The organism is Dokdonia sp. Hel_I_63 (assembly GCF_007827285.1).
Classification (GTDB): Bacteria; Bacteroidota; Bacteroidia; order Flavobacteriales; family Flavobacteriaceae; genus Dokdonia.
This window is the reverse complement of record NZ_VISD01000001.1, coordinates 1,598,752-1,613,886: the sequence shown is the minus strand read 5'-3', so window position 1 is coordinate 1,613,886 and position 15,135 is coordinate 1,598,752. Positions and strand designations below refer to the sequence as shown.

Annotated in this window: 13 protein-coding genes; 4 read left to right on the top strand and 9 right to left on the bottom strand. The window is 37.3% G+C overall.

Features of this window, described 5'->3' with window-relative positions:
* Nucleotides 1-248: 248 nt before the first annotated feature.
* Nucleotides 249-722: a hypothetical protein gene (locus tag JM84_RS07140; RefSeq protein ID WP_013749725.1), complete on the top strand. Its 474-nt coding sequence runs from the start codon at nt 249-251 to the stop codon at nt 720-722.
* Here JM84_RS07140 and JM84_RS07135 read toward each other — a convergent pair.
* Entirely contained in the window at nt 709-2,076 is a 1,368-nt protein-coding gene (locus JM84_RS07135; protein ID WP_013749726.1) for a hypothetical protein, read from the bottom strand. The genes JM84_RS07140 and JM84_RS07135 overlap by 14 nt on opposite strands.
* Before the next feature lie 130 nt (nt 2,077-2,206).
* On the opposite strand from JM84_RS07135, the gene JM84_RS07130 reads away from it, so the two are divergent.
* Nucleotides 2,207-4,744: a M14 family zinc carboxypeptidase gene (locus JM84_RS07130; RefSeq protein ID WP_013749727.1), complete on the top strand. Its 2,538-nt coding sequence runs from the start codon at nt 2,207-2,209 to the stop codon at nt 4,742-4,744.
* Nucleotides 4,745-5,101: 357 nt separating this feature from the next.
* Here JM84_RS07130 and ettA read toward each other — a convergent pair whose 3' ends face one another.
* From ettA to pabB, 3 genes are all read right to left on the bottom strand, one after another.
* Entirely contained in the window at nt 5,102-6,796 is a 1,695-nt protein-coding gene (gene ettA, locus JM84_RS07125; protein ID WP_013749728.1) for an energy-dependent translational throttle protein EttA, read from the bottom strand.
* A 137-nt stretch (nt 6,797-6,933) separates the two neighbouring features.
* A complete protein-coding gene (locus JM84_RS07120) occupies nt 6,934-7,350 on the bottom strand; it encodes a hypothetical protein (RefSeq protein WP_144783394.1) in 417 nt (138 codons plus the stop codon).
* Nucleotides 7,351-7,370: 20 nt separating this feature from the next.
* Entirely contained in the window at nt 7,371-8,672 is a 1,302-nt protein-coding gene (gene pabB, locus JM84_RS07115; RefSeq protein WP_144783392.1) for an aminodeoxychorismate synthase component I, read from the bottom strand.
* A 127-nt stretch (nt 8,673-8,799) separates the two neighbouring features.
* On the opposite strand from pabB, the gene JM84_RS07110 reads away from it, so the two are divergent.
* Both JM84_RS07110 and JM84_RS07105 read left to right on the top strand, forming a co-directional pair.
* Nucleotides 8,800-10,410, top strand: a complete 1,611-nt coding sequence (locus JM84_RS07110) for a class I SAM-dependent methyltransferase (protein WP_144783390.1) — start codon at nt 8,800-8,802, stop codon at nt 10,408-10,410.
* 21 nt (nt 10,411-10,431) lie between these two features.
* On the top strand, nt 10,432-10,653 hold the full coding sequence (locus tag JM84_RS07105) for a VF530 family DNA-binding protein (RefSeq protein ID WP_013749732.1): 222 nt from the start codon (nt 10,432-10,434) through the stop codon (nt 10,651-10,653).
* A gap of 60 nt (nt 10,654-10,713) precedes the next feature.
* On the opposite strand, the gene JM84_RS07100 is transcribed toward JM84_RS07105, so the two are convergent.
* From JM84_RS07100 to ruvX, 5 genes are all read right to left on the bottom strand, one after another.
* Complete coding sequence (locus JM84_RS07100) at nt 10,714-12,168, bottom strand: vWA domain-containing protein (protein WP_144783388.1); 1,455 nt, start codon at nt 12,166-12,168, stop codon at nt 10,714-10,716.
* A gap of 281 nt (nt 12,169-12,449) precedes the next feature.
* Entirely contained in the window at nt 12,450-13,223 is a 774-nt protein-coding gene (gene mazG, locus JM84_RS07095; RefSeq protein WP_013749734.1) for a nucleoside triphosphate pyrophosphohydrolase, read from the bottom strand.
* Between the two features lie 164 nt (nt 13,224-13,387).
* On the bottom strand, nt 13,388-13,813 hold the full coding sequence (locus JM84_RS07090; protein WP_013749735.1) for a DUF5606 domain-containing protein: 426 nt from the start codon (nt 13,811-13,813) through the stop codon (nt 13,388-13,390).
* 99 nt (nt 13,814-13,912) lie between these two features.
* Complete coding sequence (gene def, locus JM84_RS07085) at nt 13,913-14,503, bottom strand: peptide deformylase (protein ID WP_108878311.1); 591 nt, start codon at nt 14,501-14,503, stop codon at nt 13,913-13,915.
* Nucleotides 14,504-14,505: 2 nt separating this feature from the next.
* Entirely contained in the window at nt 14,506-14,916 is a 411-nt protein-coding gene (ruvX, locus tag JM84_RS07080; protein ID WP_013749737.1) for a Holliday junction resolvase RuvX, read from the bottom strand.
* Nucleotides 14,917-15,135: the final 219 nt, after the last annotated feature.

The window sequence follows — 15,135 nt, the reverse complement described above, 5'->3', positions numbered from 1 at the left end:
CGACATTTTTGAATTACACTTTATATAAATGTAATAATACTTAAGAGTACTGCTTTAAAACTAAGACTTAGTTGTCAACATAATAATGAACAGCCAAAAATCGAGCCAAATACAACATGTGACAAAATGCACGTCACAACACTGAAAATCAATTGTTAAAATAGAATACAACCACTAGCTAACCGTATTATGGTTAATGTTTTAAAATCAGTAATTTTCAATATTACAAATAACAAGCATTATCAATCATGAGAAAAATACGCTACAAAGAGACGCAGCCATTTCATCTAATTGTGATTATATGTGCAATCTCGATTGCACTTATGACCTTTTTTATTATCAAGCAATTGATTAATAATGATACCATTCCCTATACGCTAATTGCTTGCTGCCTTCTTTTTATTGTTATTCTCATATTATTTTACAAGCTAGAAATCATCATTACAAGTCGGTATGCTATTGCTAGTTTTGGAATAGGACTACTTTACAAAAAGATTGCCATTAATGAGCTAGATATTACCACTGCGAGAGGTGTAAAGATACCTTGGTACTGGGGTATAGGCATCAGGTTTACTCCTGAAGGAACTTTATATAATACTCATACTGGAGGTAATCTCCATATTAAAACTAAAAATAAAATGAATGAGTTTTTTGTAAGCACTAGCAATGCTTCATCTATAATAACCGCTCTAAGAGAAGCTCAAAACGCTAGTAATACTTAGACTTCCCTAAGTACGCTTTTATAATTTCATTCCACTCATTACTTATGCGAGCTGCGGTTGTGTATGGAATTTTATACAATGCCTCATAATCTGTATATCCAGTTTTGAGAAGTTCTTCAAGATAAAACAACGTAGCATTTACGTCACCTTCTCTTGCACTTAAGGATATTGATTGAATAAATGCATCCTGATTATTTGGATTCACAAGTGATCTCAATACGTTGGCAAATAGCAATTGCTCGATTTTAGCATCCTTACGCTGTAATATTTTATACTGCAATTCAACCTCAGATTGCACAAATCTCTTCAAACGCATCGCCGACTTGCGTTTTATAATAGCATTATCTGTACTGTCTATTTGCATATCAAGTTCGTCCATCTGGTAACTCCACCACCCTAAATTATTAAAGTAACTATTATTCATATCCTCCCGGATGTTATATTGAAACTCCTCTGCCATGAGGTCTTCTCCGTAACTATAAATAGTATAGAGGTCACGATTTGATCTATAATTCTTAAGTCTTTTAATATTTTTTAAAAGCTCTTTTTGCTCGTCGATGTCCAGTCGCTTTTTATACTTGTCTTTAAGCGTTGATACAAAATCATAGGCTTCTAGACCTTCTTGCTTTCGGTACATTGTTTTACCGAAAGCAAGATCACTATTGTAATAAGATTGAAGTTTCTCATCACTCGTAGTTTCATCTATCAAAATAGCAGTCAGCGCTTCTGCAGTATAGCCTGCACTAGGCCAGTCTACACCATCATAAGTGTGATAACTTACTAGATTCTTTCTCAGTCCATAATTACGGCTGTAAGACCTCAACTTGTAATACTGACTACCTTCATCTGGAGAGAGTAAAGCTATTTTAAGATTCTCATTACTACGCATGCTTTTTTTATCTAAAAATGCATTTCCTATTCCGATGACACCATAAATCGATTTATCACCCTGTGCTTGAGCCGTAACAACAAGACCATCCCTACCATATCCAGATAAGATAATTTTATCCTCATTAACGGCATACGTTTGAGATAGCTTTTCTATAAATTCTTTACTTTGATCAATAGCTACAGAAAGGGTATCATTTAACCTGTAGTTAGGACTAGCCACAATACTTTCAGTTAATCCTGCACCTATAGAAAATTGCTGTACCGCACTAGCTCCTCGCCCTAGTTCATCATAAATCACAACTACAGGATACGTAGCTGTTTCCGTATAATTTGCGGGTAAAAACAAAGAATAATCATTTGTTGCATTATCAAAAGTTACCTGTGGGATAACTACCCCTTTTATAGGTGTAGATTGTGCAACTGCAAGTGATGAAATAAACAAGAATATGTAAAAGTACCGCATAGCGTTTTTTTGATGAGTCTAGCAGGTATCAAAAACCGTGCACAAATAAAGGTAGCACAAAAACAATATTTTTCAGGCACCGATTGTGCAAAATTTATTTCTGTATTTTTAAGGAATTAAACCAATCCAAATGAAATACAAAATTCTAGTTGTAAGTGTTTTAGTATTCGCTTTCGCGAAAGCGTTATCACCTCAACTACACGCACAAGTGTACTTTACAGGAAAGTACGGACCTTTTGACGCTGCAATCCCGTCTCCGGCACAATATCTTGGTTATGAAATAGGTGAGCAACACACGCGTCACGATCAGATAGTCTCCTATTTTGAAAAACTAGCCGAGTTATCGCCTAGAGCAACGATAAGTGAGTACGGAAGAACACACGAGAACAGAAAACTTGTGATGCTTACCGTAACAAACATAAATAATCAAGAGAACCTACCTGCCCTAAAAAAGCAACACCTCGCTTTTGTAGACACCAAGCAACGTGCGACTAATTATGATGATATTCCTGTTTTTATACAACTTGGGTATAATGTACATGGCAATGAGCCATCCAGCTCTGAAGCCGCCTTGCTCACGGCATATACACTTGTTGCTTCACAACATCTAGAAATAAAAAAATATAGAGAGAACAGTATCATATTTATAGATCCTACCATAAATCCAGATGGGCGTGATCGACATACACAGTGGGCAAATAGCTATAAAGGTAGTCCCCTGGTATCTGATAATATAGACGCAGAGCATACCGAGATGTGGCCCCGCGGACGTACTAACCATTACTGGTTTGACTTAAACCGTGACTGGCTACTTGCGATAAATCCAGAAAGCCGTGGTAAACTAGATTGGTATCACGAGTGGTATCCAAATGTAGTTACAGATTTCCACGAGATGGGAACAAACAGCAGTCACTTTTTTGAGCCTATGCTGCCTATTGGGAGTATGAATCCTATTATGCCCAAGGAAAACTATGAAGACCTCAACAACCTTTTTGCTCCTTACTTTTCAAGTGCGCTTGATGAGATAGGTAGTTTTTATTTTACAAAGGAATCTTTTGACGGTACCTACCCTGGATATGGATCTTCATATCCGGATCTTCAGGGAGCACTGGCACTTCTTTTTGAACAAGCGAGCAGTCGCGGGCATCTTCAAGACACAGATTTCGGAACTATAAGTTTCCCTTTTACCATAAGAAATCAGTACACCTCTGGGATGGCAACTGTTAAGGCTGCAGTAGAGAATAAAGGAACCTTGCGCAAATACCAGCAAGATTTTTTTAAGTCCGCTTTCGCGAAAGCAAAAACAGATCAAGCCTCCGCTTATGAATTTGGAGACCCTTATGACGCAAACAGAACCAAGGCTTTTATAGACAAGCTACTCAAGCATCGCATTAAGTTATATGACAAAGGCGATGGACGTTATGTAGTACCTACACAACAAGCACAAAAAAGAATGGTACAATCCTTCTTTGAAACCTATAAAACATACAGAGACAGTGTTTATTATGACGCAAGTGCATGGTCTGTGGGCAACTTCTATAATATGCGTTACAAGGGATTGTCTAGCCCACCGAACTTAGGTAACGAAGTTACGTCTACAGATGAGCTCACTAAAGTTCAAATGGTAACAAAAACAGATTATGCATACCTCATCGATTATGATGATTATAATGCGCCTGCTTTGCTTGCTTATTTACAGCGTGAAGGTCTAACAGTGGCGACGGCATTTAAACCTTTTACTGCAAAAACAACGAGTGGTAATCGTGACTTCAACTACGGAACGCTTATGCTGCCTGTAAGCCGTCAAGAAAAAACTTCAGAAGAAGTGTATCGCATCGTAATAGCTGGACAACAGCAATTTCAAGTACCTATCTATGCGGCAAATACAGGTTTTAGCATCAAAGGAATTGACTTAGGTAGTCAGAATTTTCAAAAAGTGGATACTCCTAAAGCGCTTATGATTATAGGAGATGGGACAAGTTCATACGAAGCTGGTGAGATATGGCATTTACTTGATACACGTGTCCACATGCCTATTACAAAAGTGATGAGTAATAACCTTAACAGAGTAGATTTAAGCAAGTACAACACAGTAGTAATGGTTTCTGGAAGCTACGGGGATTTATCAAAGCGATTTCAAGAAAATCTCACTTCATGGGTTTCACAAGGGAACACATTGATTACTTCTGGAACCGCTAGCAGCTGGGCTATCAAATCAAAAATAGCTACTGGAAAACTTACTAAAGAAGTCAAGAAAGATTCTACAAAAACTATTAAGAGAGAGCCTTACGTTAATCAAAGACCTAATCGTGGAAAGGAGCGTCTAGGTGGAGCTATTTTTGAAGTAGACCTAGATCTTACTCATCCGCTAGCATTTGGTTATCGCTACAAGCAACTACCTGTGTATAAAAATAACAATGTCTGGTTACAACCTAGCAAGAACGAGTATAACACTGTTGCACAATATTCGGCAACGCCTCATATTGATGGTTACATTTCTGATAAAAACCTCAATGACTTTATGAAAAAGAGCGCATCTATTGTGGTCTCTCCTAAAGGACGAGGACGCATAGTGATGTTTGCAGATAATCCTAACTTTAGAGGAAGCTGGTATGGAACCAATAAGCTCTTCTTAAACGCAATCTTTTTTGGGAGTCTCATTGATTAATTGCTAGCGCAACGTTTGTTAATGAGATGTGTTTTTTATGCTTTCGCGAAAGCGGGATGTTAAAAATCACAATAAGGCACTACAAGAAACGTTAAGTTAAGATTACTCTTACAGAAAATTAATATTCTCACACGCAACCTTTTATATAGTTTTGCATCTATATTTTATAACTAACATTATTTCAAGATGCAAGTAGAAATAAAAAACAAACCTATCCTTATTGTTTCAGTAATTGTTCTCTCATTATGTGCGTTATTTTTCTTCTTTCTTTAAGAACTTAAATTAACTACCTAATTAAAATAAAAATGCCCAATACTCCTTCGAGTATTGGGCATTTTTGTTGCTAACTGCGAGTATTTACGATCTCACTAGTTTTTTATACTTGATACGCTTAGGCATTAGATCTCCACCTAATCTCTTCTTCTTATTCTCCTCATACTCAGAGAATCCTCCTTCAAAGAAATACACTTGGCTATCTCCCTCAAAAGCAAGAATGTGTGTACAGATACGATCTAAGAACCAACGGTCGTGACTAATTACTACGGCACAACCTGCAAAGTTTTCTAGTCCTTCTTCTAGCGCTCTTAATGTATTTACATCAAGGTCGTTTGTAGGCTCATCCAGTAGCAGTACGTTTCCTTCTTCTCTTAGTGTCATTGCAAGGTGTAAGCGGTTACGCTCACCTCCAGATAGTGTTGCAACTTTCTTATTTTGCTCACTTCCTGAGAAGTTAAATCTACTTAAATACGCTCTAGAATTTACTTCCTTCCCTCCCATCATAACAAGCTCTTGCTCGTCTGAGAAGTTCTGCCAGATAGTTTTATCTGGATCTATGTTACTGTGACTCTGATCTACATATGCGATTTGAGCAGTATCTCCTACGGTAAAGTTCCCCTTATCTGGAGCTTCTTCACCCATGATCATTTTAAAGATGGTAGTTTTACCAGCTCCGTTAGGTCCTATCACTCCTACAATACCAGCTTGTGGAAGGTTGAAGTTTAAGTCTTCATAAAGTAATTTATCACCAAAAGCTTTACTCACTCCTGATGCTTCAATCACATTTGTACCAAGACGTGGCCCATTAGGGATGTAGATTTCTACTTTTTCATCTACTTGCTTCTGGTCTTGACTCATCATCTTATCATAGTTCTGTAGACGCGCTTTTTGTTTAGTCTGACGACCTTTTGCTCCTTGACGTACCCAGTCAAGCTCACGCTCTAAAGTTTTTTGACGTTTTGAAGCTGTTTTACTTTCTTGTGCCATACGCTTAGACTTCTGATCTAACCAAGAAGAGTAATTTCCTTTCCAAGGAATTCCTTCTCCTCTATCTAGCTCAAGAATCCATCCTGCTACGTTATCAAGGAAATAACGGTCGTGCGTTACTGCAATCACCGTTCCTTTATATTGTGCTAGGTGGTGCTCTAACCAGTGTACAGACTCTGCATCAAGGTGGTTAGTAGGCTCATCTAGTAATAATACATCTGGCTCTTGTAATAATAATCTACATAAAGCAACGCGACGTTTTTCTCCACCAGAAAGTACACCCACTTTTTGATCTGCAGGAGGCGTACGTAATGCATCCATTGCAATCTCAAGTTTTGTATCTAGTTCCCATGCTCCGCGTGCATCTATCTCATCTTGTAAGACAGCCTGGCGTGCCATGAGTTTATCCATCTTATCGGCGTCAGAGTATACTTCTTCTAGTCCAAAAGAGTCATTAATCTTATTGTACTCATCAAGAATAGCAACCGTTTCGGCAGCTCCTTCTTTTACAATCTCAAGTACAGTTTTTTCTGGATCAAGCTGAGGCTCTTGCTCAAGGTATCCTACAGAAAATTCTTTATCTGAAGTTACGTCTCCTTGAAAGTTGGTATCTAATCCTGCGATGATTTTCATCAGCGTAGATTTACCAGAACCGTTAAGACCTAAAATTCCAATTTTTGCTCCATAAAAAAAGCTTAAATAGATTTTCTTAAGTACTGGTGTTTGTGCGCCTGGAAAGGTTTTTGTAACCCCAGACATTGTAAATATTATTTTTTTATCGTCGCTCATAGTTTTACTTTAGGCTCTTAGCTGTATGCTTTAAGCTAGTTGGTTTATTGTTAGTACGCTTTCGCGAAAGCGCACTACGTATCATATCTATAATTGTAAAATAGTATTCTACGATGCAAAGGTAATTAGTTACTCAATCATCCCTTAGCATTAATTGGAATATTATGCTGTGTTAATTGTCTGAGCATTTCTGGTATATCCGCAGGCTCTAAGTACAAGTTCTTTATTCTCTTATTCTTCAATCTTAAAATCAGAGATCTATGTCCCGTAAAAGCTGTTTTATCTTGAACATAAGCAATTTCCGAAAGGTCAATCTCTTTCTGCCATGAAATGCGAAAAATACTTGAAACACTCAATATTAAAAGTATGCCGCCTAAAGATCCAGTGATAATAGTGAGAATATCAACATCACTATTATTAGAACTTTTGTAAGCATATAACAAAAGAAACAGCGAAGTAGATAGACTACTAAAGAGTAATAGTTTATCTATGTGCTTATCGTTAATGGATATGCTTTCTTCTTTGAGTTTTATATTTTCTAATGTATTTGCCATAAGTCGTTTAAAGCACTAATTTACAAATCTCCTTCTAAAACTGCACGCATCGCTTTTGCTTTAAGCAAGCATTCTTCGTACTCAGTATCTGGATCTGATCCTGCAGTGATGGCTCCACCTACGGAGTATGAGATATATTCATTTTCTGCATTGTATAAAATACTACGTATGACCACATTAAAATCAAAATCTCCATCTGGCGTAAAGTAACCTACAGCGCCACTATACAATCCACGTTTTGACTCTTCTAGTGACTCAATAATTTGCATCGCTCGCAACTTTGGAGCGCCTGTCATGCTTCCCATTGGGAAGGTACTTCTAATCGCATCTACCGGAGAAATACCAAGACTAAGCGTCGAGGTTACCGTAGAGATCATTTGGTGCACTTGCTTAAAAGGATAAACTTCGCATAGCTCTTCTACAATTACAGATCCTTTTTGGGCGGTTTTTGATAGGTCATTTCTTACCAAATCTACTATCATGATATTTTCGGAGCGCTCTTTTGAGTTTTCTTGTAACGCTTTCGCGAAAGCGGTATCCTCCTTTTCATCCACTCCTCGCTTTGCCGTACCTTTTATGGGCTGTGTAACGATCTTACTCCCTATTTTCTTAATATATCGCTCTGGAGAAGCCGAAAGTAAAAACTGATCCTCAAGCTTAAGATAAGTGCCAAATGGCGGCGAACTAATCGCATTAAGGCGTTTGTATATTTCCAATGGGTTTATGGTTCCCAGCGCATAGAACTCTTGACATAAGTTTGCCTCATAAATATCTCCACGATAAATATGCTGTAACATGCTGCGCACTTTTTCCTTATAAGCCTCTTTGTGAATCTTAAGTTTTATGGATAATGGTTGCGCTTGGGAGTTAGTTTCAGAAGATTTGGTGGCAGTTATTTCCTCAAAATCTTCATCCATCTCATCATCTACCATCCCTAGATATAACATCTCGAGTGTGTTTCCTTTGAGTAAGAATAACTTTTTAGGTTGAAAAAAATGAAGGTCTGCAAAGTCTAGCTTATCATCATTTTTTGAGGTTAAGCGTTCTGTGTCATTCTTAAGGTCATAACTTAAATAGCCAAATATCCAATCCTTTATCGTACTTTGATACTCCTCCAGCTGATCAAAAGCACCTTGATAATCAGTCTTTAAACTTGTAAAAGCATCTACTGCAAGAATTGCTTCATACTCGGGATAATTCTGACGTTCGTAGCTATTACTATCAAGCCAAACGACCTCTTCAAATTGTTGAGACCACGATAACAATTGCTCTTTAAGCACTATTATATCACTAATAGAAATAATTTTTGAAGTACGATTCATTACTGTAAAAATACATAAGAATCTGTCGCAATTAAATTGATGTTAAAAAACAATTATTAAGTAATTTGCACATAATCCTACCGACTAAGTAGACTTATAAAAATCTAACGACTAACATACTGATATTATGGTGTCAAAAACACTACAAACCACTTATAGAGAACGCCTTTTTAGACATCTAGACGGTATTGTGACAGCGCCATCTGCGTTTTCACTATATAAAAATGGAGTAACCGATTTTATTTTGCAAGAAAAAGAAGTGAGCCTAACTACTTTAAGCAACGCTTTTACTGTAAACGAAGGCTACTTGAACGTAGCATTACGTGTGCTTGCATCTCAAGGATGGATTGAGCAATCTGTGAATAATGAGGATAATGAAGTGGTTTATAAGGTAAACGAATTATCTCCAATTGCTTTTGCTCTTTTTCCACTATATGAAGATGTGACTGCATTGCAAAAGCTTTCTGAGAATTACCATTTCAGGAAATTTGAGGCAGCTCCATTTAAGAAACTCCAAGATATTTTTAAGAAATACAAAGACGCTTATGGTCTCAATTTATCTTCAAATACTCAAGAACGCGAAATTCAAGAGCAGATACTTGCGCATATAGAAGGAAATATTCTAGGCCCAACGCTTGTGCACCTATCAATGAATGGTGCCTTTCATAAATACTTTATGCAAGCCAGCTTTAAGCCTGAGGAGTTCCATGCAGACGGAGAAAACTTTAAAAAGCTTCTTGACGTACTCTCGTATTTTGAACTTTTTAATAAGAAAGGACAGACGTATCAGTTTACAGACAAAGGACTATTTTTTGCAAAAAGAGCAAGCTCTTACGGAGTGACTGTATCGTACATACCAACATTACGCAAACTTGATAATCTTATTTTTGGCGATGCATTGAGTGCAAAAAACCATGGCGATGGCGAACAAGAAGGCCATGTAGACAGAGCTATGAACGTCTGGGGAAGTGGTGGTGCACATGCTACCTATTTCAAAGTGGTAGATACCATCATCTTAGATATTTTTAATAAACCACTAGATGAACAACCTAAAGGTATTCTCGATATGGGCTGTGGTAATGGTGCGTTTTTAATTCACCTTTACAACCTCATCGAGCGTCATACTCTGCGTGGCAAGCATCTAGATGAATACCCACTCATACTAGTAGGAGCAGACTACAACCAAGCTGCCATAGATATTACTAAGCAAAATGTAATACAATCTGAAATCTGGGCAAAAGTAATGTGGGGAGATATAGGTGATCCAGAAAGACTGGCGACAAATTTACAAGAGGAGTATGATATCACGCTGGGCGATTTATTAAATGTACGCTCCTTCTTAGACCACAATCGTGTATGGAAAGCACCAGAGAAAAAGCTTGAGCATGCAAGCACCTCAACGGGAGCATTTTCATATGAAGGGAAACGACTATCTAACAATGACGTGGAGGCATCTCTTGCAGCTCACTTTAGTAAGTGGTCACCTTACGTAGGGAAACATGGGTTATTACTTATAGAACTACACAGTATTCCTCCAGCAGTAGCCGCTCGTAATATAGGACGCACAGCAGTTACGGCTTATGATGCTACACATGGATATTCTGATCAATATATTGTAGAAGTGCCAGTATTTCATGATACACTTGCCGCTATTGGAATGAAAAAAGATGAAACCTTAAGTGCTAAGTTTCCAAATACAGAAGCAGCTACGGTAACGGTAAATCTTTTTAGACAATAGTTTCTTTTATCTTTGCAGCCTATGGAAGAGAAAAAAGCACAACCTAATAATCCGCTGCACGGTGTAAAGCTTGCAGATATACTTGAATTTCTAGTTGAAAAATATGGCTGGAAAGAAATGAGTTTGCAGGTAGATATTAATTGTTTTAAAAAGGATCCTACCATAAAATCTAGCTTAAAGTTTTTAAGAAGAACTCCATGGGCAAGAGAGAAAGTAGAGTATTTATACTTACAGTCTATATAAAGAAATAGCGCACTGCTTTACACAGTGCGCTATTAATCATCCACAAAAAAAACACTACTCTTAAACAGCAGTTTGCACACCTGCATACTGCTCTATCAATCGCACCATTAGATCATTAAGTTTTTCTACTTTAAAACTTTCTGTAGTGGCTTCTATGTGATCATTTCCTATACCACTATCGTCTGTTAAGAACACATATGTTCCATTAGTTGAAACACTAAAAGACCTCATTAAAAACTCTACTTCTTTATTTGCTCCACTGGCAACTACTGGAATAATTTTTATACCCTGCTCTTTTGCTTTTGCAATTTGACTTTTAATCATCGCAACGTTTTCTTGGTTAAAATGAGGTGGAGCATCTAACATCAAAAAGAGTATTCTAGCTTTTGCTTTCTCGTTCCATGACTGTGACAATGATACCTTAAGTGCCTCCTCTACTGCTTCTTTATAATCTCCACCACCTGCAGCATGCTGCGCCGAAAGGAAGTCTTTTACTTCATTTACATCACTACTAAAATCTATTGCACGAGTTACATAATCATCACCATGGTCTCTGTACACAGTAAGCGCTACTCTCTTTTGCTTAACACTAGCATCTATCCTGCTCATTATATTCTTGAGCTCTGACTTGAGATATGAAATCTCATCACCCATGGAACCTGTAGCATCTACTGCAAATAATATGTCGATAGCATTACTAGCTTGATGCTCATTAATTGTAAAAGAGACTTGTTTCTGATTTCTAGAAATTTTCTTTCCTTCTATTTTTCCACTATAATACAGTTGTACTAAATAAGTATCAGTTGGACTATTTTTTCCTTTAAACAGCATACTCATTCCCGAAGCATCTGTCATTCCTTTCATTAAGAGGTTATAATTTTTATAAAGAGCAACACCAACGTTTGCTATTGGCAGTCCGCTATTATCGGTTACTTGGATGTCAGTTCTACCATCATGATTAAACTCCCACTTCTTTGCGATTTCCCTTGCTTCTCCAGAAGTATAAATTTTCACAAACTCAGCGTATTTCTCTACATCATTTATTTCACCAGCTGTTAGTTGGCCATAAGCTGGATCATTCTCAAGAATTCCAGATGAAGGCTTTACCTCAGACACGCGAGCTCCTGCTGCTTTCCCTTCAAGTTTTGAAGAAACGGTAGAAACAGCATATCCTAATGTTTTCTTCTCTCTTATTGAACCCATACCTCTAACCACGACTTCATCTAACTCACTACTGTATTCTAAAATGACATTTATAGTAGTCTGAGCATTTACAAGAATCTCTTTTGATTTAAAACCAACGTACGTAAAAACTAATGTATCTGTAGCAGCAGCTTTAATCTTGTAGTTCCCATTAAAATCGGACACAACTACTATCTCACTGTTTTTTATAAGAATATTAGCTCCTGGAAGAGGTTCACCATCATCTGATACCGTTCCTGAAATTGTTATTTCTTGCGCATGTACTCCTAGTATAAATAGGAGCAGCGTTATGAATGTGCTAAGTGTTTTCATATCCTTTGGTTTTTAATTATGAGGTGAAGTTATAGTAGAGATCACCTTTTAAAAACCTAGATTGAGGGAACAGGATGTTTGAGTGAGGGAAGTAACCCTTATGTTGAAGTTGAAGTTGAAGTTGAAGTTGAAGTTGAAGTTGAAGTTGAAGTTGAAGTTGAAGTTGAAGTTGAAGTTGAAGTTGAAGTTGAATATTAATTAATTTTCAAAACACCTCACCTTCATAATTAAATTAAATATAACTTCAAGATGAACAACTCAAATTCAATAATACAGAGTAATTACAACTTCTTAGCCTCTTCCCAGAAAGCATCCATTTCGGCAAGTGTCATGTCTGAAAGATCTTTTCCAAGTTCCTTTGCTTTGCCTTCTAAGTATTGAAAGCGTTTTATAAATTTCTTATTGGTGCGCTCTAGTGCGCTTTCTGGATCTACTTTCAAGAAGCGTGCGTAGTTAATCATTGAGAACAGCACATCACCAAACTCGGCTTCAATCTTTTCTTGATTGTTTTCGTTGACTTCGTGCTGTAGCTCCTCAAGTTCTTCTTGTACTTTTTCAAATACTTGTTGAGGCTCTTCCCAGTCAAATCCTACACCTGCTACTTTATCTTGAATTCGGCTGGCTTTTACAAGTGCTGGCAATCCCTTTGGAACTCCTTCTAGTACAGACTTCTTACCTTCTTTAAGCTTAAGTTTTTCCCAGTTGCGCTCTACTTCCTTAGCATCTGCCACATCAATACCTCCATAAATATGAGGGTGGCGAGAAACAAGTTTATCAGAAATACTATTTGCAACATCTGCGATATCAAAATCCTTAGTCTCGCTTCCTATCTTGGCATAGAATACAATGTGTAATAAGAGATCACCAAGCTCCTTTTTCACCTCTTCTAGATCATTATCAAGAATAGCATCGCCTAGCTCATAGGTTTCCTCAATGGTGAGGTGACGCAAGCTTTCCATGGTTTGCTTTTTATCCCAAGGACAACCTACGCGTAGTTCGTCCATTATGGTTAGTAATCTATCAAAGGCTTTTAATTGCGTCTCTCTTGTATTCATAGTCAGGGTGGTAATTGCAGGAATAATTTACTATTACCTTAAGTTAATGTTATTTATGGTGTGAGTGCTTATCACATTTTCGCAAAAGCGTACTCATCTTTAAAACTAAAAAAGCCTTTACAAATAAACTGTAAAGGCTTTTTAATATTATAAAAAGTTATGCACTATTCCTCTTCTCCGCTTGCTGCTGCGGGAGCTGCTGGCGCGTCAAAGTTAAGCATATCTTTTGCTTGTAAAATGTTGTACCACTGTACTACTTTCTTAATGTCACTAGCATATACACGATCCTCGTCATAATCTGGAATCACATTGAAGAAAAACTCTTCAAGTTCATCTTTTGAGACCTTATGATTAATAGTAGGCGCTCCATTTTCCTTGTCTTTTATGGCTTGTAACACCTCTCTAAGTGGCTTCTCCTCACTTAAGGTGTAGATAGCAATTTCAGAAAGTACACTTACGTTATGACGGATACCTACGGTAATTCTCTTACCATCTACTAGAGATTCTGCCACAAAACCACTGCGTGTTTGTTGCTTTAACTCATATATTCCAGGCTTTCCAGCGATTGCAATTACTTTATCTAAACTCATATATTATTCAAATTGGGTGGCAAAGATGCACTTTGCGATACATATTTACAAATTTTGTTTGCAAGGATTCGTTAATCTTTACACGAGACTTTAAGAATACTAGCGCTTTTTTGACGCTGCTGGAAAACGCATGCGATACTCTGCATTACACTTACCTTTTGAGATATTTACAAGCTTTCCTTTTATTAAGCGCTTTTTAAGACTTGAGAGTTTATCTGTAAAAAGGACCCCTTCTATATGATCATACTCATGCTGGATTACTCGAGCAATAAGTCCATCATAAGTCTCTGTGTACTCTTTAAAGTTCTCATCTTGATACCTAATAGTTACCTTAGGTTTTCTAAAAACATCTTCATTAATACCAGGTATGCTCAAGCAGCCTTCAGAAAATGCCCACTCCTCTCCTTCTTCTTCAAGAATCTCTGCATTTACAAAGGTTTTCTTGAAGTTTGCAAGCTGTTCCTGCTCTTCTGGAGTATAACTTTCATCTTCTGCAAACGGTGTTGTATCAACTAGAAACACACGTATAGGTAAACCTATTTGAGGTGCTGCAAGCCCTACACCGTGAGCTTCATACATCGTATCATACATATTCTCTATGAGCTCGCTAAATTTAGGATACTCCGGAGTAATATCTTTTGCTTTTTTCTTAAGTACGGGATCTCCGTACGCCACAATTGGTATAATCATATCTACTTATTATACAGGTAATCCTGAAGGATAATCGTTGCACTTATTTGATCTACAAGTGCTTTATTTTGTCTTTTCTTTTTACCGATACCACTGTCTAACATGGTCTGGAATGCCATCTTTGAAGTAAACCTCTCATCTTGTCTAATGATGGTTAACTCTGGATGTTTTTTTTCTACGCTTTCGCGAAAGCGTACAATATCTACCTCCACATCACTCGCCTCATTATTCATGCGCTTAGGCTCACCTATCACCATAGCCTCTACCTTCTCTTCTGAAAGATATTTCTTTAAAAAGGTGAAAATATCTTTTGTTTCAACCGTTGTAAGACCTGAAGCGATCATCTGCAACTCGTCTGTCACTGCTATACCAGTGCGCTTTGTTCCGTAATCTATTGCAATGATGCGTGCCATCTGTAAAATTTGTGCAAAAATAAGGAAAAACAAGCTATAAGGTTGTGCATCGCAATAGCTTTCATAATAGCAAGGTCTTGCAATCACAAAAAAGCAGCTACTTACAGAGTGGTCTATCTTTTAACAGCTAAGTTACTTCATAGCTTCACAATGCACATTACGAGAGCGCACCTCTTGTTTTATATATAACAAGAAAGCCTTAACTTGTTTAAGTTTTGC